Consider the following 23780-nt stretch of genomic DNA (forward strand, 5'->3'; position numbering starts at 1 on the left):
CGATAACACTACAAAATAACCTGCTCTATCTTGAGGTTTCGATTCTGCATAGCTCGTTCAAATAGCTCAGTAGAAAGAGCTTGTTCAACCGACCAAACGCCCGGTTTTTCCAGTTTCCCTTCTAACATTAATTGAGCTATACTGCCAGTACCGATGCCCGTAGCGGCGGCAGCATTTGGGTGTACCGCTGTCGAGCAAACTTTAGCCGGTTGACCGTTTTTGAGACCTGTCACTTGCGATCGCACTGCCACACCAACCCCACTAAAAGTATTAGTAACACTTGTCATCCCATAACTGACGTAGGAGAGAAATTCAATCACGGAGTTATTTTTGAGCCAGCTAGCAGGCCAATACTTAGCAACAAACCAGGTAAGGTGATTGTAAAGGTCGGGAGACGTACCGAATTTAGTCACAACTGATTTGACCGGGAAAGTTTCGGGCAAAGTGATTGCTTCCGGCATATCAAACCAGTAAACCCCTGTTTTACCGTAGGGCGCGGGAAATTCAATTGTTTCGCGATCGCTGTAGGGTTGTACTTGCTGCCACTTGCGATCGGCCCAAACATCAAAAGGCGTTTGCAAACCTAAAAAAGTAGTTCTCATGACGGTAACACCAGCACCGCCAGAACCTCCGACTACATAACTCAAATGTATGTGTTCTGCTTCATCTAATTGTTCCACATCTCGGCGCACCATGCTATTAGACACACCGGGGAAAATCCCCGTGTTAATAATAGCAGTAATCCCAGCATTTTTAGCGGCTTCGCGCAATTCTAAAGCTCTACGAGTAAAACTGCGGCTGTCACTGACATCAGTATAATTAACACCTGCTTCGATGCAAGTTTTCAGCACCCCCGCGTCTCGGTAGTGAAAAGGTCCCGCACAGTGAACTACAAGATTAGACTGTGAAACTGCTTTTTGCAGGGCTGTACTGTCCGCTAAATCAAAAGTTTGATACTGCACCCTATCCGGCGGCAATCCCGACCCAATAGAGGCTTCAGAGTTGCGTCCGGTAACAGTAATTTCCGCGTCGGTATGGGTAACAAGGTCTTCGGCAACGCTGCTGCCAATTCGTCCTCGGCCCCCGACAATCAAAACTCGGTTTGTCATCGCTCAAAAAAGGGTAACGCTAATCTGAGTTTCTATATTTTCACGCATAACTTGCATCTGCACAAAGGATGAATTTGTGATAACTCATATCTTGCACCAATGTCCATAACCCCAGAGGGGCGGGGAAAACCAATAAATCAAACTAATTGCAGACAAGTTCAATAAAGGCCGACCCAAGTATTGACAAGGTTGGGATGTATGACTTAGACTATGAGAATATGAACAGTCCCTAATATTTTTAATACTCCCCTATAATAAACCTCCCCTATAATAAACCAAAAATTAAACACTATGACCGCAGAAGGTAATGTAGCTGATACGGGTATTGTAGAAGAAGTTAACCAACTAATCGCCGAAAAAAAAGCATCAGATAAGTCTGAAGCACTCAAAATATTGAAACAGCAAGCTAAACGCGATAACGATAAAGAAAAAATGGAAAAAATTAAAAGCACCCAGAAATTCTTTGGTGACAGACATAGCCGCTCCAGCGGCAAAAAGAAGAAAATGAAAAGGTAAGCTGCTCAAAGAAACATCTCCTAAAATTAGTCTGCAATTATTGTAGTACCACGAAATTCAGAGAGTTTTGGGGGATGTCGAATTACTCACACTTAGTCATTTTGATACTTGCGTAATGCCATTCAATCTAACTGATGAGTGTGAAAATAACCTAGGCTGGAAGCACTAAAATTTAGGGAGGTGCAAAAATTATGGATAAGCTGACAACTGAAACACTGCTAGATTATTGCGATTCAGATGATTATGCCCTGCAAACAGAAGCATTGATACAGCTTGTAGATGCAGAAGTTTATGAGGCTGTACCGAAGATATTAAGATTGCTAAAATCCGCCGATGAATCAATTAGAGCCGATGCAGCCGAGGCATTAGGTTATCTCGGTTCAGAGGAAGTAGAGACAGTTGGCCTTGAATTAATGCCTTTGCTAAACGATCCTGAAGAACTGGTTAGGTCTGAAACAGTTGAGGCATTGGGAGAACTTGGTTATACTCCTGCGGTTGCACCAATAGAAGATATTCTCAGAAATGACCCTTCGGCACTGGTTCGCGCATCAGCAGCAGAAACTCTTGGATATTTAGAAGAACCATCCGCTATAGAAACTCTGGAACTTTCACTGCTTGATGTTGATGAAGATAAAGCAGTTAGAGGGTATGCTGCTAATTCTATCGGGCTTTTAGGTACGCCGCAGCTATTGCCAAAACTTGAAGAGTATCTAAAATTAGAGCTTCCTTTATCAGTAAAAGCTGAATTGCTGGGAGCCAGGTACTGGTTGGGCGCGAAAGAAGATATCGAGAAGCTATTGAGTTTGTTGGATAATGCTGATGAACATTTAGCAACGATCATCCTGAATATTTTAACAGATTTGACAGAACGGGAGGAGCAGCCAACATTGGCGAAAGATGCACCGGATTTAGAAAGGGTATTGAGGGCGATCGCAAATCGTTTTCCCTTCACAGGGAATCAACCAGAAAAAATTATCGCACTCGCACACTGATAAATCAATACAAACAAACGCAGATGTGATTCATCTGCGTTTATCTGCGTTTATCTGCGCTTGCTAAAAATCTTACTTCTCATTACTCCGAAATACCGACTTACCCTTCGCTTTCAGAGTATTAGCCGCATCTGCGAAAGTCTGCGCGAAAGGCTGCTGCGAGTGCATGAAAACGCGAGCCGTATTGCGTCCCGGCATACCCGAAATCGATCCGCCCGGATGCGTTCCCGCCCCCGTGAGAAACAAACCCTCGATCGGCGTTTTGTAATTCGCCAATTCTGGTAAAGGACGGAAAAATATCATCTGATCCAGCGTCATGTCAACGTGGTAATAATTCCCCTTCAAAGCACCCAAACGCTCTCCCAATTCTGCCGGACTTTCCACGCGGCGGCCGATAATGGAATTCTTGATATTAGGTGCATATTCTGCTAATTTATCAATGCAGCGATCGGCAACTTTGTTTTTCAGCTCATCCGTCCAACCCGTACCGTGTTGGCCGGTTCCTTCAGCATTTTCGATCGCGTAAGGAGCAAAAAATTCAATCCAAGCCGTATGATGTCCGGGGGGAGCCATTGACGGGTCTAGTACTGTCGGAAATACCACATACATCGATGGGTCTGAGTCGGGAATTCTGCCAATTGAAGGGTCGCTGTGAGCGATTTCAACGTGTCTCACCGAGTCTGCAATTAAAACCGAACCGATTAAAAATTCGTCCCGATGATTCCAGCGCTCAAACTTGGGCATTTCATTGAGAGCTAAGTCTATTTTGAGAATAGTCTCGTTATTGTTAACAATTTTGCGCTCCAATCTTTCCCGCAAATCCGGGTCGGCACTGTCAACATCGCTGGAGTCTATTAAGTGCAGAAACAAGCGCTTAGCATCAATATTAGAAATGACACCTTTTGTAGCGCGGTATTCCGTGCCGCCGGCAACTCGAACTCCCACAGCGCGACCATCATCAACTAATATTTTCTCGACGTGCTGGTCGGTAAGTACCACACCCGAGTATTTTTTCACTACATTAAGCAGCGCTTGCACTAATGCACCCGTCCCTCCGCGCGGTCTTGCCATGCCGGGATTGTGCCTCATTGCCAGCATAATTGCGCCTACAGCCAGGGTTTTTTGGGAAGGAGGCGCGCCGAGTTCTGAGGCGAATCTTGCTAGGGGTGCTTTGATAAATTCCTCGTCAAACCACTCGTTAACAATGTCTTCAGCGCTGGTGAGCATCGTGCGAATAAAGTCCAGCGTTTTGTCGGGGGAACCGATGACTGACAATAAATCTTTGATCTTTGAAATATCGTAGTTGCCCAGAATATCTATGATGGATTTTGGTGGCGCATTAAACATCGGAACCATTGCACCTAAAGCCCGCTGCCAAAAGTCTGTATATTCCGCATATTTTTTAGCATCGCGCTCGTTGTAGCGGGCAATTTCAGCACAAGTTTTTTCTACTGATTTGTGCGCTAAGAAATATTTGCCGTCGGGATGCGGACAAAAGGCAACTGGATCGCAGAAAAGATATTCTAAACCGTGTTTTTCCAGTTCTAATTCTTCTACAACTGGTCCTAAATGGATAAATTCGTGGTCGATCGCGCAAAGATTGAATTTAAAATCCGGCAATTCGGGAATCGCAGCTTCGGTAGTTGCCGCCCCGCCGGGAACTGAACGTTTTTCTAACAAGAGGACAGTATATCCAGCTTTCAGCAGGTAAGAGGCACAGACGAGTCCGTTGTGACCTGCGCCTATGATAATGACATCATACGTTTGCATAGATGAAGTTCTAGAGATAGGATATTTTGCTTATTTTACAAATGTTAACAAGTTGGCTGTCTCTACCAATAGAAATAGATTCATTGTCAGTAAGCCGTTTTAGCATATTACAAAAGATGGAGCTTTAACAAAATGCTGTGGTGCGATCGCCCTTATTTATTCTTAAAGTTACAGAGTGGCCGCAGTTCTAAAATCGCGCCAATATTGTACTCTATTTAGCCACATTTATCGACATTCAATTAAAAAGTGAAGCAAACGAAGTAAGAAGGAAGAAGAAACAGGAAAGGGGGCATAGGAAATAGGCAAGAGAAACAGTTTTGAGATTGCTTTTTTCCTTGCAACACGGCGAGTGGAAGGAGTTAAGCCCTAGTAAAATTACTTACTTCACACTCAAAACTGCTAGCCCATTACCAATTAGTACATTAAAAGATATTACTTGAGTTGCTGTAGCGCCGCCTCAGCTTTTTGCACACCATCATTGTTGCCTTGCTGGCGGTAAGTATCAAGGGCTTGTTGAAAAGCTTCAATTGCTTCAGATTTGCGATCGCGCGCTTTGAGTGCCGTACCCATATTGTAATAAGCTTCTGCCCTGTTTGGATCGAGCTTAATCACTCGCCCAAAAGTGGTAATCGCTCCTAAAAAATCTTGTTTTTCCAGTTGAATTTCCCCGATTCCTGCGTGTGCTTCCACTAAATTTGGTCGCACCGCAATAGCCCGCTGATAAGCTGCCAGCGCTCCGTCTAAGTCATTTTGACCCTTGAGAAGTTCGCCAATTTCTAACTGCACTTCTGGATTGCGGGGCTCCAATTTTGCAGCTTCTTCAAAAGCTGCTAGCCCTTCGGAAGTATAGCCTGCACGCAACAAAGCAGTGCCTAATTTTAACTGGACACCTGCTTGTTTGGGAGCGAGTTCGGCTGCTTGTTGGAGTACGGTGACAGCACTGGCAAAACTTCCCTGCTGGATCAATACTAAACCCATTGAAGAATAAGCTTGCCAATTTTTCGGATCGAGGGCGATCGCCTCTTGGTATGCTTTAAAAGAACCGCTGTAATCTTTTTGCTGAAAGAGTACCACTCCGAGACCGATCCGGGCATTGACATTTTTGCGATCGAGCTGAGCGGCGCGGCGATAAGCTGTGGCTGCTGCGGGATAGTTTTGTAAATTCGCCATAGCATATCCTAAGGCGTATTGGAAGTCAGCATTGTTCGGTTCCAGACCGATCGCTTGTTGGTAAAATTCTACTGAGGCTTGATAGTTGCCTTGACGCGCTTCTAAATAGCCAATACCAGAAAAAATGCGGGGGTTTTCCGTATCTAAACGTGCCGCTTCCTGATAAATGGCGATCGCCTTACTGTAGTCTCCTAAATCTACCAACTCGCGCCCTTGTCGCAGCAGAGCATCTAAATCTGAATTATTTTGAGGTTTGACTTCCACTGACGTTTCTGCTGAGAGCGCTATCTGCGGCGCTGCGACAGCGAGTCCCGCTACTAGCAACGTACTGAATACCAAGAGACTTTGTTTGTTCACGGCCATTTGTTTCAAAGAGTGTGTGGAATGAAAGAGCGAGTTGCTGTCAGCTTAGCAAGCTGACAACTTATGGTTTACCAGGAATCTTTGAGCGGCTAGATGTAGTAAATCTACAGAACAAGACCCACTCAAAATTTTCGCGACTGAGGCCAACTGATGATTGTAACAACAACTGATATCATCCAAGGAACAGAAATTCAATCTTACCTGGGAATTGTAACTGCTGAGGTTGTCTACGGCACCAATGCCCTGCGAGATTTCTTCGCGGGCATTCGCGACATCATCGGCGGGCGCACCGGCAGTTACGAGGAAGTGTTTCTCAAAGGACAGCGAGATGCCCTCGCGGAACTGGAAAAACGGGCCCAGCGCCTGGGCGCCAATGCCGTAATCGGGGTGGAAGTTGACACCGGCACGATTAATGTAGACTCGAGCGGGGCTTTGCTGCTGATTACTGCCGTTGGAACGGCTGTAAGATTGCGTTAAGCTGTATTTTCTCTATACGTCCGCATTTCCTGTATACGTCCGCGAACTTTTCTAACGGGATAAAATATTCATCACTCATCAGTCATCAATCATCAGTCATTAGCTAATAGCGACTGGCTGAGGGCTGATGACTTTTTCGTTTCTTTCTTCAGACATAGAGACTGGTTATTTCCCCAGGCAGATATAGTTTTTATCAATCTCAGCCACAATCAATGCTTAGGTGAAAGATTCTTAAAAATTAAAGCAACTCTCAGAGGAAAGAAAAACCTATGTCATACGTAAATAGACCTGTAGATAACGTTGGTACCGAACCCGTGGTTGTGAATTCAATGATGGAATACCACGATCGAGTACGTTGGGGCCCGATTTTTTCGGGTTTGGTAATTGCGATCGGCACACAACTGGTGTTAAGTGCATTGGGTGCTGCGATCGGGTTGAGCAACATTGCTAATTCAGGAGCTCCGCGCAGTATTTCAGGCGACGTGGGTACCGGCGTCGGAATTTGGTCAATTATTAGTTTGTTAATTAGCTTGGCCGTTGGCGGTTGGGTAACTGCTCGCGCTTGCGGTCCGATGAACCGCAACACAGCACTTTTAAACGGAGCAATTTTGTGGGCAACTACCTTAACAATTGGCTCTTGGCTGTTAGCAAATGGCGTGGCCGGTACTTTTGGTGTCATCGCTGCGAATGCGGGAGAAGCAATTAATCAAGCGCAGCAGGGCGGGGTCGATTTGCCGAACCGAGCACCTAACGTATCTGCTCAGGATGCTCGCAATATTGCTGGTAATGCTGCAAAAGCTGGTTGGTCGTTTTTGTTCGGCTCACTATTGGGTTTAGTTGCTTCGATGGTAGGAGCATCCGCCGGCGCTCGCACTCCCCGGAATTACTCATAAAAGTTTCGTCAGATACGGAAATTTCATATTCATGAAAGCACTTTTTTTTAAGGTGCTTTTTTGTTAGTTTCTCGTTCCCAGGTTCTACCGGGGAACGCATTTCTTGAGGCTCTGCCTCCAGGTTTTTAAGTTAGTCAGTTCTAACTGTTGAGCGACCACGGCGGGCGGGTGTGAGTTTGGACTCTTTGTCATGGTAGCGGTAGGTTAAGACAATTTATTAAAAAAATATTAAAAAAACTGAAGACTCTAATTTGAAGACTCTATACTCCTAAGAATAACTACGCAAAGCCGATCCAAATACCGTAGTTAAAGAAAAAGTATCGGTGAATCAACAACAAGTTTGGCAAAATTCAGTGACTTTGATCGTTCAGTCTCTAAAATTTGCGATCGCAGCCAGTTCCCAAGTGGTGCGATTTTCAGGGCAATTTCTCAAACAAGCCCAGCATCTAAAACGCTCAGTCCAAGCGTACATCGTCTTGTTTTTACTAGGTGTAATTCTAACTGCGTCAATTGCTGCTTGCTCTGCAGCAAGTGGGGCCAATCAAAGCGAGGTCAAGCTCAACCTAGTTTCCTTCTCAGTGACGAAAGCGGCCCATGACCAAATCGTCCCTAAATTTATTGACAAGTGGAAGAAAGAGCACAACCAAAACGTCATTTTTGAACGCAGTTATGGCGGGTCTTTAGCGCAAACCGACGATATCATTGCCGGCAAACAAGAAGCCGATGTGGTGCATCTTGCCCTCCCATTGGATGTGGTTCGCATCGAAGAAGCTGGTTTGATTAATTTTGGCTGGGAGGACAGAGTTCCTAGACGGGGAGTAGTTAGTCATTCTGTGGCGGCAATTGTCACCCGAGAAGGCAACCCCAAAAATATTCAAACTTGGGCAGATTTAGCCAACGAAGATGTAAACGTGATTGCAGCAAATCCTCAAACATCGGGTATTGGCGTTTGGGAATTTTTAGGTCTGTGGGGGTCAGTAACCCAAGAAGGAGGCGAACCTCAACAAGCCCTTGATTTTGTGGGCAAAGTCTATAAAAAGATTCCCACCCTAACCAAAGATGCCCGCGAAGCCAGCGACTTATTCTTCCAACAAGGTCAGGGAGATGCCTTAATCACCTATGAAAATGAAGTGATTTTAGCTGGAACGAACCAACCAAAAACCAGTTACTTTGTTCCTCCCCTCAATATCTCTATCGATAATCCCGTGGCAATAGTTGATAAAAACGTTGATAAGCATGGAACGAGAGAAGTGGCAGCAGCCTTTGTCGATTTTCTCTATTCAGACGAAGCTCAGCAAGAATTCGCCAAATTAGGCTACCGTTCGGTCAATCCCTTTATCGCTCAAAGCGCACAGGTGCAATTTCCCCCAATTAAAACTTTGTTCAATGCTCAAGATTTAGGAGGGTGGCCTTCGATCAAAGAGCAGTTTTTTGCAAACGGTGCCATCTTTGACCAAATTAAGGGAAAGTTCTGAACCTAAACGCCTAATTCACTTTCATTTTTCCAAAGTTACACTCAAATCCTATGAAATTTTCTCGTTGGTTTTACCTAATTCCTCTCATCGTCATGGGCAACCTGATGACGAGTTGTGGCAATTCAGGAGATAAGGAACAGCAAATCAGTATTGATGGTGGTGCTGTGGGCTTTAGCGTTTCCCTCGCCGTCGCCGAAGAATACCAAAAACTTTATCCCAATGCCCAAGTCAGCGTCGCGGCCAGTGGCACAGGGGGAGGGTTTAGCAAGTTTTGTGCTGGAAACCTTGAGATTGCGGGGGCTTCTCGCACCATCAGAGAGGAAGAAATCAAAAAATGTGCCGACAAAGGAATCGAATTTATTGAACTGCCGATGGCACTTGATGGTCTTGCGGTAGTGGTTAATAAGGAAAATAACTTTGCCAAATGTCTGACAATTAAAGAATTAGACATAATGTGGAATGCCAAATCTGAAGGCAAGATTACCAGTTGGAAGCAAATCAATCCCGACTTTCCCGACGAAAAACTGTTGCTGTTTGCCCCTCCTTCCGATACAGGAACCTTTGATTATTTCACCCAAGCCGTTACGGGTAAAAGGAAAAATAGCCGTACCGACTTTACCCCCAGCCGCAACCAAAATACCCTCGTTCAAGGGGTGATTGGCAATAAATCGGGAGTGGCCTATCTGGGAATTGCCTTCTTGCTCCAAAACCAAGACAAATTGAACGGGGTGGCGATTGAAAATGCGGATGGAAAATGTGTTAAACCAGTTCCCCTTGATAACGTTCTGAGAAATATCTATAGCCCCCTCTCTCGCCCCCTCTTTATCTACGTCAATAAAAAAGCCCTTGAAACCAATTCTTCCCTGGAAAGATTCGTGAAATTCTATCTAGAAAATTCTTGGAAATGGGTAGATGGTGTGGGCTATGTGCCGTTACCTGATGAAGCTTATGTGAAAACTAAGCAAAAATTTGAGCGGCGTGAAACGGGAACGAAATTCAAAGAAGCCAAACCCGGTGAATCCATTACTAACTTTATTTAAGGAGGAAATCTCAAGCCCATGACCCTAACTCCTAGTTCCTTTGATGACTCCCTTTTCGCTGCGGATGACTCCTTGCTTAAGAAGGGTTCGGAAGATGTCCCAGAAAAGATTATTGGTGCGGTTTTATTTGCCTGTGCCTTCGTGTCCGTTGCCACAACCTTTGGTATTGTCTGGATCATTTTCCAAGAGACTTTGGGTTTTTTCCAAGAAGTTTCTTTAGCCCAGTTTTTTCTGGATACCCGATGGACTCCCCTGTTTGCCGAACCCCATTTTGGCATCTGGCCGCTGCTGAACGGAACGTTTTTAACCTCTGCGATCGCTATGGCTGTGGCGGTTCCTTTGGGTTTGTCTTCAGCCATTTACCTGAGTGAATATGCCCAACCGAAAGTGGCAGCCGTGTTACGCCCTGCTGTGGAGTTATTGGGCGGAATTCCCACAGTAGTTTATGGTTACTTTGCTTTGCTTTTTGTCACTCCGGTTCTGCGGCATCTTTTCCCCTTAGAGATTTTTAATGCCCTCAGCGCTGGGTTAATGATGGGCATTATGATCACCCCCACCGTCGGTTCCATCAGCTTAGATGCCATTCAATCGGTTCCCCGTTCTCTGCGGGAAGGTTCCTATGCCTTGGGCATTACCAAACTAGAAACCATTTTTAAAGTTGTTCTTCCGGCAGCCTTGTCTGGGATTATGGCTTCGATTATTTTAGGCGTTTCCCGCGCAGTCGGAGAAACCATGACCGTTCTGATTGCGGCTGGATCGCAGCCTCGCCTGACTGTCAATTTCATGGAATCCGTCGCCACCCTAACCGCTTTTATGGCGGAGATTTCGGGGGGAGATAGTCCCAGGGGTAGCCTCAGTTTTAAGACTTTGTATGCGGTGGGAGCAGTTCTGTTCCTGATTACATTGTCTCTCAATATGGCCAGCTTCTGGATTTCTAGTCGCTTTAAGGAAAAATACGACTGATTGCTATGGTTAAATTAACTTCAACAAACAATTCCGTCAAAACTGGCGAATTTACCGATAACCTAGAACGCCGAGAAGCGATCGGCAAAGTCTTTGAGTATCTATTCTTAATTGGGTTACTCATCGGTTTATTTGTCCTCGCCTTACTGGTTCTTAATATCCTTCATGATGGACTTAGCAGATTGCTAACACCGGGGTTTCTCACGGAAACGCCTTCCCGTTTTGCCGAACGCGGAGGTATCCGTCCAGCCATTATTGGGAGTTTCCTTCTGGGACTAATCGTCCTTCTGGTTGCGGTTCCCATTGGGGTAGGGGCTGCTTTGTACCTAGAGGAATATGCCCCTAAAAAGTGGTGGACTGCCGTGATTGAGATAAATATTGGGAATTTAGCGGGGATTCCTTCTATTGTCTATGGCTTACTGGGTTTAGGGGTCTTTAACTATTTACTAGGGTTTGGGCCTACCTTGATTTCGGGGGCATTAACCCTTGCCCTATTGTCTTTACCTGTCATTATCGTCACGGCGAGGGAGGCTATCCGCGCCGTTCCCGATTCCCTGAGAAATGCTTCCTATGGACTGGGAACTACCAAATGGCAAACCATTCAACACCATGTCTTACCCTATGCCATTCCGGGAATTCTTACGGGGGTGATTATTTCTGTCTCCCGCGCCATGGGGGATGCTGCTTCTTTGGTGGTCGTGGGTGCTGTCAGTTTTCTCACGTTTAATCCGGGTTTATTCCAACGATTTATGGCGTTACCCATTCAAATTTTCAGCTATATCACTCGTCCTGAACCGGGGTTTGCCAGTGCTGCCGCAGCGACGATTATTGTGCTGATTATCTTGATTTTGGCGCTTAATGGCGTCGCTATCTATCTGCGCCAACGCTATTCCAGCCATTAATTAACTTGAGTTGTCAAGATTAAGGAGACTATTTCAGATGACTGACAGTAATAGCCAACTCAACACGGACGATAGTGCGTTTGATGCAGAAGGCGTAAAGGTTTATTACAGTGGCTTTTTAGCCCTGGTCGATGTCTATATCAAAATTCCCCGTCAAAAAATTGTGGCCTTTATCGGCCCTTCAGGCTGTGGCAAAAGTACCTTATTGCGTTGCTTCAATCGCATGAATGATTTAATCCCTGGTGCCAAGGTGGAAGGGAAACTCATTTACCGCAACCGTAATATTTACGATCCGCAAGTTAATCCCGTCAAATTGCGGCGACAGGTGGGAATGGTGTTTCAAAGGCCGAATCCGTTTCCCAAGAGCATTTATGAAAATATTGCCTATGCCCCGAGAACCAACGGATATCAAGGAAATCTAGATGAATTAGTGGAATCTTCCCTCACACAAGCAGCTATCTGGAAAGAGGTTAAGGATAAACTGCAAGAGAAAGGAACGGCGTTATCGGGGGGACAACAACAAAGGCTTTGTATTGCTCGCGCGATCGCCATGAAACCCGATGTTTTATTGATGGATGAACCTTGTTCTGCTCTCGACCCCATTTCTACGCGACAGGTCGAAGAACTGTGCTTAGAACTTAAGGAACGATACACAATTATTACGGTGACTCACAATATGCAACAAGCGTCAAGAATCGCGGATTGGACGGCTTTTTTCAATACAGAAACGGACGATCAAGGCAAACGGCGCGGCAAATTGGTGGAGTTTGGTCCCACTGAACAAATTTTCGGTTCTCCCCAAACCAAAGAAGCCGAAGAGTACATTAGTGGACGCTTTGGTTAAACGCAAGTGTCAGATTTAGGCGTTACGCATTGTCAGCAATGACATTACCTTGTCAGCCAATACTCCGGACAGTTTTGGGAACGATACTACAAGCTTTACGGCTGTAAGTGGAGCCACAGCCTCCGGAGCTGCGTTACCAGGAAGAGCCTGGTAACGGGTATAATTCACCGAGGAATGTGCGCGCGGCGCACCCTAGAAATTAAGCGGTGAAGTATTTGGCTGCTGGGTGATAGGTGATAATTGCGGTTGTTGATTGTTCGGGATAAAGTTGTTCGCTTTCATCCATGTAGAGGTTGATGCGATCGCACTTTAACAATTCCAGTTGCTTGTACTGATCCGCCATGTTCGGACAAGCGGGATAGCCGAAACTGTACCGCGAACCGCGATATCTTTGCGCTAGCATATCGCGAATGTTGTCCGGTTCTTCGCTAGCAAATCCCAATTCGCGCCGAATTCGCGCGTGAGTCCATTCTGCTACGGCTTCCGCTGTCTGTACCGCTAATCCGTGAAAGTAGAGATAGTCGCTATATTGATTGTTAGCAAATAGCTGTTGCGCGTACTCTGTAGCAATTTCTCCCACTGTTGCTACTTGCATGGGAAATACATCGATTTTACCCGATTCTTTGGGCGCGAAAAAGTCGGCAATGCACAGCCTGCGCCCCGATTTTTGGCGGGGAAATGTGAATGTTGCAGCGGGTGTCGATACATTTTGCCCCCCATTCATAATTTCCGGGTCGTACAAATGCAAAGAATTGCCTTCAGCTTGACAGGGAAAATACCCGTAAATTGCTTGCGGATGCAGTAACTTTTCGGTGATAATTTTGTGTTTCCACTCTTCCAATATGGGATAAACTTTCTCAGCTAAGAAAGCATCGTATTCTTCCCGCGATTGGTCTTTGGGCTTGCGGAACTGCCACTGACCGGCAACTAAAGCTTGCAAATCTAAGTGCCAGAAAATCTCCTCAAAGGGGATGTCTTCTCCCTGCAACAGTTTCGTTCCCCAGAAAGGAGGAGTCGGGCGATCGATATCTGCTGCAACTGCTTCGGATCGCCTGGTATCTATCACCACAGGAGTGTCTGCTTTCTTCGCATCTTCTACAGTAGTTTCTGGCGAAGCTTTAGCTTCTTTAACCGCCCCATTATCCTGCCCTATTTCATCTAAAAACCCTTGCAAATCTTCCCATTTACCAGCAGATTTTGCTGGCATGAGTTTGTCCATAAAGTGCAAGTCAGAAAACGCATCTTTGCCGTAAACGACTTTACCTTTGTAGGTATTTTGGCAGTCTTCATGCACAAACTTGGGAGTCAAAGCTGCGCCGCCCAAAATTACCGGAACCGTGATTCCTTTCTGGTTGAATACTTCCAGATTTTCTTTCATAAATGCGGTGGATTTTACCAGCAAGCCACTCATGGCGATACAGTCGGCTTTGTGCTTTTCGTAGGCTTCGATGATATTGTCAACTGATTGTTTAATACCCAAGTTAATCACTCGGTAGCCGTTGTTTGATAGGATAATATCAACCAAGTTTTTGCCGATGTCGTGAACGTCGCCTTTGACAGTAGCGATGATGAATGTTCCTTTGGCGTTGTCCCCGGATTCGGACTTTTCCATGTGCGGTTCTAAATAGGCAACTGCCGCTTTCATTGTTTCTGCTGACTGCAATACAAATGGCAGTTGCATTTGTCCCGAACCGAACAATTCTCCGACTACTTTCATGCCGTCTAGCAAGAAGGTATTGATAATGTGGAGGGGCGGATAGGTTTCTAATGCTTTGGCGAGTTGGATGTCGAGCCCAATGCGTTCGCCGTCGATGATGTGCTGCTTGAGGCGTTCTTCAACGGGGAGGCTTGCGTCTTCTGTACGATCGCGCTTGGTAGTTTTGCCCGCAAACACCGTTGTCAGGTCGCCCAAGGGGTCGTAAACGCAAATTTCGCCGTCAAACTCGCGTTCGTCGTAAATGAGTTTACGGCAGATTTCTTGGTGTTGGGGGTCGATTTTGGCCAGGGGCAAAATCTTATTAGCGCTGACAATTGCCGAGTCCATCCCCGCTTGCATCGCTTCGTGCAAAAACATCGAATTCAAGACTTGCCGCGCCGCCGGATTCAAACCGAAGGAAATGTTAGAAACTCCTAAAATTACGTGACATCCTGGCAATTCTTGGCGGATGCGGCGGATGGATTCGATGGTAGCTTTGCCGTTTTTTCTGTCTTCTTCAATCCCGGTGGAAATGGGCAAAGCTAGGGTGTCAAAAAAGATTTCCTCGGCGGGAATTCCGTAGGCGACGGCGGCGTTATATGCGCGTTGGGCGATCGCAAATTTTTTGTCTGCGGTTCTCGCCATCCCGTGTTCGTCAATTGTACCGATAACTATGCCCGCGCCGTATTTTTTCGCCAACTCTAAAACTTGATAAAAACGCGGTTCTCCGTCTTCGTAGTTAGTGGAATTCAGCAAACATTTGCCGCCTGCAACTTTTAAGCCGGCTTCCATCTTTTCCCATTCTGTGGAATCCAGCATTAAAGGGAGAGTGGCATTAGTCACAACGCGGGAAACTAATTCTTTCATGTCGCGCACGCCGTCGCGGCCGACATAATCAACGTTGACATCGAGAATGTGCGCGCCTTCTCGCACTTGTTCCCTGGCCATTGCTACTAAACCGTCCCAGTCTTCGGCGTTTAGCAAATCGCGGCATTTTTTGGAACCGCTGGCGTTGAGTCTTTCGCCGACAATTAAGAAGGAATTCTCTTGTTCGTAGGGTTGGGCGGTGTAAATTGAAGCGGCGGCAGGTTCCCAAGTAAATTCGCGAATTTTGGGTTTAAGAGTTTTGCCAATTTCTGATAGTTCGCGGATGTGATCGTAGCGGGTGCCACAGCAGCCACCGATGACTTGCACGCCTAAGTCTTCGACAAAGCGCATCAAGGCCATCTTTAATTCTATTGGCGTGAGTTTGTAGTGCGCGTGGCCGCCGATGTTTTCGGGTAAACCGGCGTTGGGAACGCAGGAAACGACGAAGGGCGAATGTTCGGAAAGGTATTTGACGTGTTCGGCCATGCGATCGGGCCCGGTGGCGCAGTTCAGGCCTAAAATGTCGATCGGGTACGGCTGCAAAATAGCTAGGGCGGCGCTGATGTCGGAACCGACTAACATTGTGCCGGTGGCTTCCATTGTGACTGATACCATTAACGGAATTCGCGCACCTTTTTTCTTAAATACTTCTTCAATGGCATTTAATGCTGATTTAATTTGCAGCACATCTTGACAAGTTTCGACAATAAATAAGTCAACGCCGCCGTCATAAAGTCCTTCTGCTTGTTCGGCAAAAGCGGCGGTGAGAGTGTCAAAATCAATGTGTCCTAATGTTGGCAATTTGGTGCCTGGCCCGATCGATCCTGCGACAAATCGAGGTTTTTCTGGGGTGGAAAATTCGGCGGCGATACCCTTGGCAAGTTCGGCGGCAGTTTTGTTGAGATAATATGCTTTGTCTGCCAAATCGTATTCGGCGAGTACGATGGAAGCCGCGCCAAAGGTGTCTGTTTCGATGACATCGGCCCCTGCTTCGAGGAATCCCCGGTGCACGTTGGCGACTGCTTCCGGCTTGGTGTGGACGAGATATTCGTTGCAGCCTTCGTATTCTTTGCCGCCAAAGTCTTCTGCGGTGAGGTTTTGGACTTGCAGGTTGGTTCCCATTGCGCCGTCGAAGACGATGACGGGGCGTGAGGGGTGGTGGAGTCGATCGAGGAATCTGCTATTCATAAGCGGTCAAAAAAAACGCAGGTGCTATATATTTACAATTTTATCTATTGTGCAATATTGTCAACAATTATGTGACTGTTGGCAAACGACTAATTACTGAAGGATTTAATGCTGCTGACAATAGTTCGATCGTACCTGTAATTTTACCGATCGCCCTGGATAATTGTCAAAATTCTGTTGTGGGTGAGGCTGCGGGGGGAAGAACGGGCTAGTTGTGAGGGATTTTTTCGCTTAACTGTTGAGGAATTTGGCGAAAATGCGATCGAAATAATTAAACGAGTGATGTTTAAGGGTGATTTAATTCTCGGCTGTCTCGTAGTTAGGCTGATAACTACGATCGCTACTCCTGGTGCAAGTAATGGTTTGAATGTTTGTTCTACTAAGAGACGGAATTCGATCGGAACCCATTGCTTGTTCATCAGATGTTTCTTTGATTAGTAAACGAACTGATTGAAGAATGGTTGGTACCGAAGAAGCGATAGCAAATGGAATTAAGTGGGTACCTGCACAGCTATCTTTATGGATAACTCGAAAAATTCACAAATTAGGTTGTCGGATGGTCTTAAGGGTGTAGAAACAGCAAACATTGTTACATCAGGATAATTATGACCAAGAAATTGGGATACAAGCCCCTTCTTCAATAGCCGGCTTTTCTTGATTTCTAATATAATCCTTTAAAATCTCTAAAAGCGCACCTCTTACAGAAACAGCAAAATAACTAGGACTTCATAATGCTTCCTTGTGGGGCTTCTTATGTCCAGCCTGTCCGTAGCGACGGCTAGAGACCCCCTTTAATGCGTTAACTATTTGAGAGATAGACAACTTGGGCGGATACTCAATCAGCGCGCGAATATGATGGCCATCGCCCTTGAATTCCAGCACTTGAAAATTCATTTTTTCTGCCACATCTCGAAACGACTTTTCAATCAAATCAATACTTTCAACTGTAAATATAGACCGACGATACTTTGTAACACAGACCAAGTGTATTGTAAGTTCTGTAACAGAATGGCGTTCCCGCCGGTAAACAGTGGTCATACTTTGCAAACCAATATATAATTCGACCTACAGACCAATATCAATATAACCATGAAAACAAGGTTTCGTTACAGATTCTATCCAACAAGTCAACAGCATGAGAGCTTACCTCAGTTGTTTAGATGCGTCTGGGTAGTCGGGAACGATGGTCTAGCTCTGTGCAAACCGTCTCAAAAAAAGCCAAGTTCGGTTGAATTACAAAAAGTAGTAATAACCCGACGAAAAAGACCGAAAAAATTTTTGGTTAAGTGAAGCTTCTAACATTCATTCACAGCAGTCTCTAGCTGATTTGGAAGCAGATTTCAAGAACTTTTTCAACTGCTGTAAAGGAAAGCGGAAAGATCGTAAAGTTCGGTATCCTCAATAAAAAAACACACACAGCCCATTGTCGCGATTTAGGATTGGACGTTTTTCCTTTAAGAATGGCGGTGTCTATCTAGCTAAAATTGGTATCGTCAACCCAGTCTGGTCAAGAAGCCTCCCGTCTCAACCTAGCTTCATCACAGTAATCAAAAATTGTGCAAATCGCTATTTTCTGAGTTTTGTCGTAGAAGTTCAACCAATTCAATCTGAGGTGAAAAACCATAGTATCGGAATTGACTTAGGGATGAAAACTTTGGCAGTGATGAGCAATGGTGAAAAAGCTGAAATTCCTATTTATAAGAAGTTAGACCGAAAAGCTCGTAAACTCCAACGCAAATTAGCCCGTCAGCTAAAACATTCTCAAAGAAGAAATGTAACTCGAATCAAGATTGCTAAATTACATAATCCCATTGCCGATACCCGTAAAGATTTCCTGAATAAAGTGTCAACCAAAATAGTCAAGCAAAACCAAGGGATTATTCGGGAAGATTTGAAGGTGTCAGGAATGCTGAAGAATCGGAAACTATCAAAGACGATTAGCCAACAAGAATGGAGAGAATTTAGAACTCTCTGTGAAGCCAAATCCGAGAAATTTGGCAGAGATTTTCAAGTAATTAGTAGGTGGGAACCTACTAGCCAAGTCTGTGCGGACTGTGGCTTTAACTGGGGAAAAATTGATCTGTCTATCCGTTCATTGCTTTGCATGAGTTGTGGCACTGAGCAAGACAGAGATGAGAATGGGGCTAAAATTAGATAGAAAGTCGGGATGGGGAATCGGCACGACTCTAAACGGGCGCAGAGGGTTTGTCAGATTAGCAACGGTTAGCAGAACCCTATGAAGTGTCAAGAATCACCCCACCTTCAGGTCGGTGAGTATTTTAATGAGTTAGATTTTTCGTTCATCTTTCGCTCAATTGTCCATCTTACTGAGTCTGCTTATCGTGTAAAGCTTACAGCAGGTCACTCAGTTTTCGCTCAGACGCAGAACAGGTTCCCTAGATTGAGCGAGGGTAGGAGCTAGGATGGCGGAAAGTGGTAAAATAAGTCAGAAAGATTAATTCAAATCCTGTCATCCAGATTATAAAATTAAACTGGATATTCCGGAGCAAGTGAGTTTGTTTTGGGCGATCGTCCGGGTGTGTATATTTCGGGTTGGAATAAATTAATCGATCGGGCGATCGAGGGTTTTAATTCCCCTTTGCTAAAAAATCAACTGTAGCCACTGTTTTGGCAAAGGGAATTATAGAATAAAACGTAAACAATCAGAGCAGCAGTAGAGAATAGAGAACAAGTCTTTGTCTTCTCCCTCTGTGATGATTTGGAACAGTGTTTAATAACAGCTAGTTGCTCTATGCTGAGAACTTTGACTAAGGTTTGAAACCGGAGGCAAGTATAAATACTGCAATAATGTATAAATATTGCAATAATTCTTAAATACCCGTTCATCAAGATTTACATCTTGAGATAGATGAATTAATAGGTGAATGAGCTTATAATAAAATTTACTTGTTAGCGTGCCTAAAATTAACCCAAAAACCGGAGGATATTCCAATGCAAATAAGTCGCAAAGGCTTCGGCTCGTGCTCTCGCTGCGAAATAGTACCCGCAAAAATAGAGAGCAGCGGAGGTCTATACCTGTGGTTTCCCGTATCGCACACGCTGACCAAGGTTATTTCTGCACTGGGTAAGGCTAAACTTGAATTCCGGCTTTTAGAAGAGAGCAAGTGCTTGTACGTTATCCTTGAGGGAATAGCGAGAGAAAATTTTAGCGCCCTAGCGTCATCGGTGCTGACAACTCAAGAGTTGAAAGAGACAAAAGTTTTGTGGATGCGCGAAGTTGAACAGCCAAAACTTAGCGATTTTTATCGCAGCACTTCCTTAGACTCTTTTATTAATTTGAGTAACTCTGATTGGCTGTTAGATTTATTGTACGAAGAACGCATTACGACGCATTTTCAGCCCATTGTTTACACCTCAGATACTTCTAAAATTTTTGCCCATGAAGCACTACTCCGAGGAATTGACGAGCAGGGAAACTTAATTTATCCGGGTCGGATTTTTGCCCAAGCAGAATCAGCAGGCATAATTTTTCAACTAGATGCTTTGGCCCGGACTCGCGCTATTCGAGAAGCCCATGTTTACAATCTCAAAGAACTACTTTTTATTAATTTTTCTCCTACTTCAGTTTACGATCCCGCTACGTGCCTGCGAATGACGGTGCGGGCGATTGATGAAGCTGGAATTCCCCACAGCAATATTGTTTTTGAGGTAGCCGAATCTCAGCACCCTCCCGATATCGATCACTTGATTAAGATTCTGAGGTTTTACCGGGAGGCGGGATTTTTAATTGCCCTGGACGATTTTGGTAGCGGTTCTTCTAATTTAAATTTGATGCACCAACTGCGTCCAGATTTTATTAAGTTGGATATGCAATTGATTCGCAACGTCCATCAAGATTATTATAAGGCACTCATTACGGAAAAGATGTTAGAAATTGCTGCTCAATTAGAAATTAAAACAGTGGCTGAAGGTGTGGAAACTTTGGAGGAGTTTGAGTGGGTGCGAGAACGGGGAGCAACTTTGGTTCAAGGTTATTTGATTGCTAAGCCGACTTCTCCGCCGATCGCAGTTACGAGCTATATTGGTGGTGTTGCAGCAGTGCCTATGTCTGCTTAAATGGTTTTCAGTTGCGATTTAGAGCTACCTTTTGCTCGTACCCCAGAGCCGGGGGACGCATATCGGGAGGCTTTGCCTCCATTAAAATGAGACAAGATTTTGAAGGCAGAGCCTCCCGATATTCATTACCAGGCAGAGCCTGGTAACGAGAATAACTAGCATTTTAAACGCTCAAATTGCGTCGCAGAAAGCTTTCTAAGGATTCCATTCTCATGCCGTAGATTGATTCCAAGTTTTGCACTTCTTCGGGAGTGCAGAAATACTCGTTACCCAGCAATACCCGCAAAGTTCCTAAGTCTTTTTGAGCTTGAGGATTCAATAAACCCAAGGCATTTCTCAAACCGTCAAACACAACCAGCGGCGGGTTGATTACCATCGGTTCGCGATTGAATAAGCGTCCAAAAATCCGGGGAATGTCGTCTCTTGTCAGCACATCCGGGCCACCGACTCGCAGAATTTGGTTGCGGGCGCCTTCGACTGTTGAGGAGTCGGCGGCAATCTTTGCTAAGTCGTCGGTACTGACAACAGAGGTACGGTTTTTGCCGTCGCCAATCAGCAGGTAAAGTCCGGTTTCTCGAAATCTTTCTGCTAGCGGTAACAAGCTGGAAGCAAAACCTGCAGGCCGCAAGATTGTATAATTCAAGCCGCTGTTTTGCAGGTATTTTTCTACTTCTCGCTTGGCTTTGAATACTGCGGAATCTTCGTATCCCCGATCGACTCCCAGTACCGAAATAAAGACAAAGTGCTGCACTCCGGCTTCTTTGGCGCAGTCGATCAATTCTATGTTAGCGCGGTAGTGTACTGCTTGAACGTCGCCGCCGGTGCCGTGGCTGCTGATGATGTATTGCACTCCTTGGCAGGCTTTTTTAATATCTTTGTCTTGTTTTAAGTCGCCGATAAAAATCTCGGCGCCTCGGTTTTCTAGTTCTGAGTAGCGAGATGCGAGGCGAACGAATGCGCGGACAGGCTTCTCTTGCTGTCTGATTTCTCGTACAATTCGGCGGCCTAGTGCGCCTGTTGCTCCGGTTACTAAGAACATGATTTTTAGTTGTTGGTTGTTACTTACATATTGCACTTTTCTCAATAGTAGGCAAGATGCCTGTTCCACAAAGATTGAATTTTCTTGTGGGGTGGGCATCCTGCCCGCCGATAAAAGGCTTATTGAGAATATGGCAAGATGTCAATTGTTATTAACCTTATAACTTATAAATCAAATTTCGACAATTACGGGGGCATGGTCGCTGGGTTTGATTAATTTTCTAGGAGCAATATCTATTGTACAGTTTTTTGCTTGTTCGTAGAGGGGAGGGCTGAGATAATGGTGGTCGATTCTCCAGCCGTTGTTGCGGGGAAATGCGGCAGCGCGGTAGTCCCACCAGCTATAATGACCGCCTTCTGATGTGAATTTGCGAAAGGGGTCGTTTAATCCTAAGTCTATGATTTCTGTTAGTGCGAGGCGCTCGGCTACTGATAGGCCGACGGAGTTAGCATTGGCTTTGGGATTGTGGATATCTCGATCGTCCGGGACGATGTTGAAGTCACCGCAAATGCACAGGTTGGGGGATTTATCTAGTGCTATTTTTAGGTATTCTTGCAGCAGTTTGAGCCACTTTAGCTTGTACTCATATTTCTCGCTACCAACTTCGGAACCGTTGGGAACGTATACGCAAATAATGCAAATATCGTCGATAATCCCGGCTATGAGGCGTTTTTGTTCGTCAAAAATACCTGCGGTTTCATCGCCAAGAAGGGGGGCAAATCCGCTGCTGATTTGCGTTAGGGGCGATCGGCTGAGAATGGCGACGCCGTTGTAGGATTTTTGACCGGAAATGTAGCAGTTGTAGCCCAGGTTGATGAAGGGTTCTAGGGGGAAGTCTTTATCGGGAACTTTGGTTTCTTGGAGGCAAAGAACGTCTGGGGAGTTTGTTTGCAACCAGCTAGTAACGTGTTCTATGCGGGTGCGGATTGAGTTGACGTTCCAGGTGGCAATTTTCATTTTTTGTTTGTTATATACTCTCTGATTACTGGCGCGATCGTAAAGTGCGATCGCCCGTTTTGTTTGACTGTTTCAACTAATGACCGCCGTCCTAAAGATTGCATGACTTTCAAGAGTTCGGGCGGTGATAGTTGCAGGTTTTCTGGTATTTTTGAGATGTCGGCTGGTTCGGGGGTATTGGCCAGCCAAGAGATAACTTGTTGTTCGGATGCGGTTAGGCGATCGAAATGCTGGTGCAGGAGTGATTCTAAGTCTCCTAAGAATAGGGTATCATAGGAGAGGAATTCGGAAACGCTACCGCCACACAAGTCTTGAATCAATGTGGCAACTATATTTAACCATAAGGGATTGCCTCGGTAAAGGTCGATCAGTTCTGACCATTTCTCCGGTTCTGCTAAACCTTTTTCTCTGAATATTTCTTGTGCTTCGGGGCCTAAACCGTTGAGTTGCAGAGATTTGCAGGGGCGGTTTTCGCCTTCTAAGGCGGCGATTTCTCTGGGTTTTTCCCAACTCAGGAGGATGAGGCAACTGTTGTGGGATGATTCTGTTATTTGTTTAAAGAATGCGCCGTAATTTTCATATCCAGGTTGGTAATTTCCTGCGAGTTGTCCGCTGCTGAAGATGGTTTGGATATCATCGAGGATGATGAGACAGCGGTGCGATCGTAAATATTCTAGTAGGGGCAATCCCCCCGTAATTGCCCTTTCTTCGGGATAGGGAACGGGCACGGAGGAGGCGGGCACGGGGGCACCGCCCCTACAGAATTTAATTAAGTCGGTTTGGAGTGATGCCAGGGGTGGAGAGTTGCGGAGACTTCGCCAGATGATGTAATCGAATTCGTGTTGAATTTGTGAGATTAGTTGGAGAGTAAGAGCGGTTTTCCCAATACCGGATAAGCCTAAGATGGTGATGAGACGGGTGCGGCCCAAAATCCAGTTTTCGAGGGTGGTGAGTTCGGATGTGCGGTTAGAGAATAGGTTGGGTTCTGGTGCATCAGCTAAATCTAAATGTATTTTCCGTTCGGAATTGCTTGTTTTTTCGTTAAAAGTTTTCTCTTGTAACGATTCAGATTGTGAGACTTTTGGGTAGTGAATGTTGTCTGCGGAAAAATTACCAATTTTCACACAACCATTGCCCACCAGTGAAACATTAGAGAAAAATCGTAAATTCTCCAGTTTTGCTCGAAAATTTGCTTTGCAAACTTCTTCATCTTCTAATGCAACTGATAGAAGTTTCCATAATTTAAAGCCAACTTCTTTAACATATTTCTCTGACCGGTTGTGATGCTGTGCAATTTCTTTATATTTCTGATTGTCCCAAGCGCCACGTAGTATAGCTTTTTGCAGACTATCTAAATTTTTTCCCGTAGTAGTCAAAGCTAGATGGTCAACAAATTCTAAGGCTTCTTCAACGTCCATCGGTCACGTAGATGCAAGGGGTTC

Annotated in this window: 20 protein-coding genes and 1 pseudogene; 12 read left to right on the forward strand and 9 right to left on the reverse strand. The window is 45.3% G+C overall.

Translation table 11 applies throughout. The annotated features are described in order from the left end of the window. Nucleotides 1-8: 8 nt before the first annotated feature. Nucleotides 9-1109 carry a saccharopine dehydrogenase NADP-binding domain-containing protein gene (locus tag QUA53_RS06965; RefSeq protein WP_333095835.1) on the reverse strand — a complete coding sequence of 367 codons (1101 nt, stop codon included), beginning with the start codon at nucleotides 1107-1109 and terminating at the stop codon, nucleotides 9-11. 291 nt (nucleotides 1110-1400) lie between these two features. On the opposite strand from QUA53_RS06965, the gene QUA53_RS06970 reads away from it, so the two are divergent. Together QUA53_RS06970 and QUA53_RS06975 are read left to right on the forward strand one after the other, a co-directional pair. Then, the gene (locus QUA53_RS06970; protein WP_333095836.1) at nucleotides 1401-1625 is read left to right on the forward strand and encodes a polymorphic toxin type 34 domain-containing protein; all 225 of its coding nucleotides are present in this window, start codon (nucleotides 1401-1403) and stop codon (nucleotides 1623-1625) included. A 191-nt stretch (nucleotides 1626-1816) separates the two neighbouring features. Further along, on the forward strand, nucleotides 1817-2617 hold the full coding sequence (locus QUA53_RS06975) for a HEAT repeat domain-containing protein (RefSeq protein ID WP_333095837.1): 801 nt from the start codon (nucleotides 1817-1819) through the stop codon (nucleotides 2615-2617). A 72-nt stretch (nucleotides 2618-2689) separates the two neighbouring features. On the opposite strand, the gene crtO is transcribed toward QUA53_RS06975, so the two are convergent. Both crtO and QUA53_RS06985 read right to left on the reverse strand, forming a co-directional pair. Further along, complete coding sequence (crtO, locus tag QUA53_RS06980; protein ID WP_333095838.1) at nucleotides 2690-4387, reverse strand: beta-carotene ketolase CrtO; 1698 nt, start codon at nucleotides 4385-4387, stop codon at nucleotides 2690-2692. A 432-nt stretch (nucleotides 4388-4819) separates the two neighbouring features. Then, nucleotides 4820-5920 carry a tetratricopeptide repeat protein gene (locus QUA53_RS06985; RefSeq protein ID WP_333095839.1) on the reverse strand — a complete coding sequence of 367 codons (1101 nt, stop codon included), beginning with the start codon at nucleotides 5918-5920 and terminating at the stop codon, nucleotides 4820-4822. 150 nt (nucleotides 5921-6070) lie between these two features. Between QUA53_RS06985 and QUA53_RS06990 the strand changes: the two genes are divergently transcribed. From QUA53_RS06990 to pstB, 7 genes are all read left to right on the forward strand, one after another. Continuing rightward, a complete protein-coding gene (locus QUA53_RS06990; protein ID WP_333095840.1) occupies nucleotides 6071-6397 on the forward strand; it encodes a YbjQ family protein in 327 nt (108 codons plus the stop codon). 269 nt (nucleotides 6398-6666) lie between these two features. Further along, complete coding sequence (locus QUA53_RS06995) at nucleotides 6667-7290, forward strand: hypothetical protein (protein ID WP_333067559.1); 624 nt, start codon at nucleotides 6667-6669, stop codon at nucleotides 7288-7290. 323 nt (nucleotides 7291-7613) lie between these two features. Then, entirely contained in the window at nucleotides 7614-8765 is a 1152-nt protein-coding gene (locus QUA53_RS07000; protein WP_333095841.1) for a sulfate ABC transporter substrate-binding protein, read from the forward strand. Between the two features lie 50 nt (nucleotides 8766-8815). Beyond that, a complete protein-coding gene (locus QUA53_RS07005; protein ID WP_333095842.1) occupies nucleotides 8816-9805 on the forward strand; it encodes a PstS family phosphate ABC transporter substrate-binding protein in 990 nt (329 codons plus the stop codon). Nucleotides 9806-9823: 18 nt separating this feature from the next. Beyond that, entirely contained in the window at nucleotides 9824-10768 is a 945-nt protein-coding gene (gene pstC / locus QUA53_RS07010; RefSeq protein ID WP_333095843.1) for a phosphate ABC transporter permease subunit PstC, read from the forward strand. Between the two features lie 5 nt (nucleotides 10769-10773). Then, a complete protein-coding gene (gene pstA, locus QUA53_RS07015) occupies nucleotides 10774-11670 on the forward strand; it encodes a phosphate ABC transporter permease PstA (protein WP_333095844.1) in 897 nt (298 codons plus the stop codon). Between the two features lie 37 nt (nucleotides 11671-11707). Next, nucleotides 11708-12514 carry a phosphate ABC transporter ATP-binding protein PstB gene (pstB, locus tag QUA53_RS07020; protein ID WP_333095845.1) on the forward strand — a complete coding sequence of 269 codons (807 nt, stop codon included), beginning with the start codon at nucleotides 11708-11710 and terminating at the stop codon, nucleotides 12512-12514. A gap of 199 nt (nucleotides 12515-12713) precedes the next feature. Here the strand turns inward: pstB and metH are convergent, their stop codons facing one another. The 3 genes and pseudogenes from metH to tnpA form a co-directional block, all read right to left on the reverse strand. Next, nucleotides 12714-16265: a methionine synthase gene (gene metH / locus QUA53_RS07025; protein ID WP_333095846.1), complete on the reverse strand. Its 3552-nt coding sequence runs from the start codon at nucleotides 16263-16265 to the stop codon at nucleotides 12714-12716. A gap of 143 nt (nucleotides 16266-16408) precedes the next feature. Continuing rightward, complete coding sequence (locus QUA53_RS07030) at nucleotides 16409-16684, reverse strand: hypothetical protein (RefSeq protein ID WP_333095847.1); 276 nt, start codon at nucleotides 16682-16684, stop codon at nucleotides 16409-16411. Nucleotides 16685-16868: 184 nt separating this feature from the next. Beyond that, a pseudogene (tnpA, locus tag QUA53_RS07035) lies at nucleotides 16869-17303 on the reverse strand (IS200/IS605 family transposase). Nucleotides 17304-17354: 51 nt separating this feature from the next. Here tnpA and QUA53_RS07040 point away from each other — a divergent pair. The 3 genes from QUA53_RS07040 to QUA53_RS07050 all read left to right on the forward strand — a co-directional run bounded on the left by QUA53_RS07040 (nucleotide 17355) and on the right by QUA53_RS07050 (nucleotide 20342). Next, nucleotides 17355-17555, forward strand: coding sequence for a helix-turn-helix domain-containing protein (locus QUA53_RS07040; protein ID WP_333095848.1), 201 nt, complete (start codon nucleotides 17355-17357; stop codon nucleotides 17553-17555). A gap of 133 nt (nucleotides 17556-17688) precedes the next feature. After that, entirely contained in the window at nucleotides 17689-18423 is a 735-nt protein-coding gene (locus QUA53_RS07045; protein WP_333095849.1) for a transposase, read from the forward strand. 794 nt (nucleotides 18424-19217) lie between these two features. Then, nucleotides 19218-20342 carry an EAL domain-containing protein gene (locus tag QUA53_RS07050; RefSeq protein ID WP_333095850.1) on the forward strand — a complete coding sequence of 375 codons (1125 nt, stop codon included), beginning with the start codon at nucleotides 19218-19220 and terminating at the stop codon, nucleotides 20340-20342. Nucleotides 20343-20505: 163 nt separating this feature from the next. On the opposite strand, the gene QUA53_RS07055 is transcribed toward QUA53_RS07050, so the two are convergent. The 3 genes from QUA53_RS07055 to QUA53_RS07065 all read right to left on the reverse strand — a co-directional run bounded on the left by QUA53_RS07055 (nucleotide 20506) and on the right by QUA53_RS07065 (nucleotide 23756). Further along, nucleotides 20506-21381, reverse strand: coding sequence for an SDR family oxidoreductase (locus tag QUA53_RS07055; RefSeq protein ID WP_333095851.1), 876 nt, complete (start codon nucleotides 21379-21381; stop codon nucleotides 20506-20508). 171 nt (nucleotides 21382-21552) lie between these two features. Further along, nucleotides 21553-22338, reverse strand: a complete 786-nt coding sequence (gene xth / locus QUA53_RS07060) for an exodeoxyribonuclease III (RefSeq protein ID WP_333095852.1) — start codon at nucleotides 22336-22338, stop codon at nucleotides 21553-21555. Beyond that, on the reverse strand, nucleotides 22335-23756 hold the full coding sequence (locus tag QUA53_RS07065; RefSeq protein ID WP_333095853.1) for an NB-ARC domain-containing protein: 1422 nt from the start codon (nucleotides 23754-23756) through the stop codon (nucleotides 22335-22337). The genes xth and QUA53_RS07065 overlap by 4 nt, the downstream gene beginning before the upstream one ends. Nucleotides 23757-23780 lie beyond the last annotated feature (24 nt).

The sequence above is a fragment of the Microcoleus sp. Pol12B3 genome (assembly GCF_036701355.1).
Lineage (GTDB): Bacteria > Cyanobacteriota > Cyanobacteriia > Cyanobacteriales > Microcoleaceae > Microcoleus.

What these genes read in the sequence shown, in the direction of transcription:
- QUA53_RS07050 (WP_333095850.1), top strand. Translation starts at nt 19,218, where the DNA reads ATGCAAATAAGTCGCAAAGGCTTCGGCTCGTGCTCTCGCTGCGAAATA.
- QUA53_RS06985 (WP_333095839.1), bottom strand. Translation starts at nt 5,920, where the DNA reads ATGGCCGTGAACAAACAAAGTCTCTTGGTATTCAGTACGTTGCTAGTA.
- crtO (WP_333095838.1), bottom strand. Translation starts at nt 4,387, where the DNA reads ATGCAAACGTATGATGTCATTATCATAGGCGCAGGTCACAACGGACTC.
- QUA53_RS07030 (WP_333095847.1), bottom strand. Translation starts at nt 16,684, where the DNA reads ATGAACAAGCAATGGGTTCCGATCGAATTCCGTCTCTTAGTAGAACAA.
- metH (WP_333095846.1), bottom strand. Translation starts at nt 16,265, where the DNA reads ATGAATAGCAGATTCCTCGATCGACTCCACCACCCCTCACGCCCCGTC.
- pstC (WP_333095843.1), top strand. Translation starts at nt 9,824, where the DNA reads ATGACCCTAACTCCTAGTTCCTTTGATGACTCCCTTTTCGCTGCGGAT.
- QUA53_RS06970 (WP_333095836.1), top strand. Translation starts at nt 1,401, where the DNA reads ATGACCGCAGAAGGTAATGTAGCTGATACGGGTATTGTAGAAGAAGTT.
- pstB (WP_333095845.1), top strand. Translation starts at nt 11,708, where the DNA reads ATGACTGACAGTAATAGCCAACTCAACACGGACGATAGTGCGTTTGAT.
- QUA53_RS07065 (WP_333095853.1), bottom strand. Translation starts at nt 23,756, where the DNA reads ATGGACGTTGAAGAAGCCTTAGAATTTGTTGACCATCTAGCTTTGACT.
- QUA53_RS06990 (WP_333095840.1), top strand. Translation starts at nt 6,071, where the DNA reads ATGATTGTAACAACAACTGATATCATCCAAGGAACAGAAATTCAATCT.
- xth (WP_333095852.1), bottom strand. Translation starts at nt 22,338, where the DNA reads ATGAAAATTGCCACCTGGAACGTCAACTCAATCCGCACCCGCATAGAA.
- QUA53_RS06995 (WP_333067559.1), top strand. Translation starts at nt 6,667, where the DNA reads ATGTCATACGTAAATAGACCTGTAGATAACGTTGGTACCGAACCCGTG.
- QUA53_RS07055 (WP_333095851.1), bottom strand. Translation starts at nt 21,381, where the DNA reads ATGTTCTTAGTAACCGGAGCAACAGGCGCACTAGGCCGCCGAATTGTA.
- pstA (WP_333095844.1), top strand. Translation starts at nt 10,774, where the DNA reads ATGGTTAAATTAACTTCAACAAACAATTCCGTCAAAACTGGCGAATTT.
- QUA53_RS06975 (WP_333095837.1), top strand. Translation starts at nt 1,817, where the DNA reads ATGGATAAGCTGACAACTGAAACACTGCTAGATTATTGCGATTCAGAT.
- QUA53_RS06965 (WP_333095835.1), bottom strand. Translation starts at nt 1,109, where the DNA reads ATGACAAACCGAGTTTTGATTGTCGGGGGCCGAGGACGAATTGGCAGC.
- QUA53_RS07005 (WP_333095842.1), top strand. Translation starts at nt 8,816, where the DNA reads ATGAAATTTTCTCGTTGGTTTTACCTAATTCCTCTCATCGTCATGGGC.
- QUA53_RS07040 (WP_333095848.1), top strand. Translation starts at nt 17,355, where the DNA reads ATGAAAACAAGGTTTCGTTACAGATTCTATCCAACAAGTCAACAGCAT.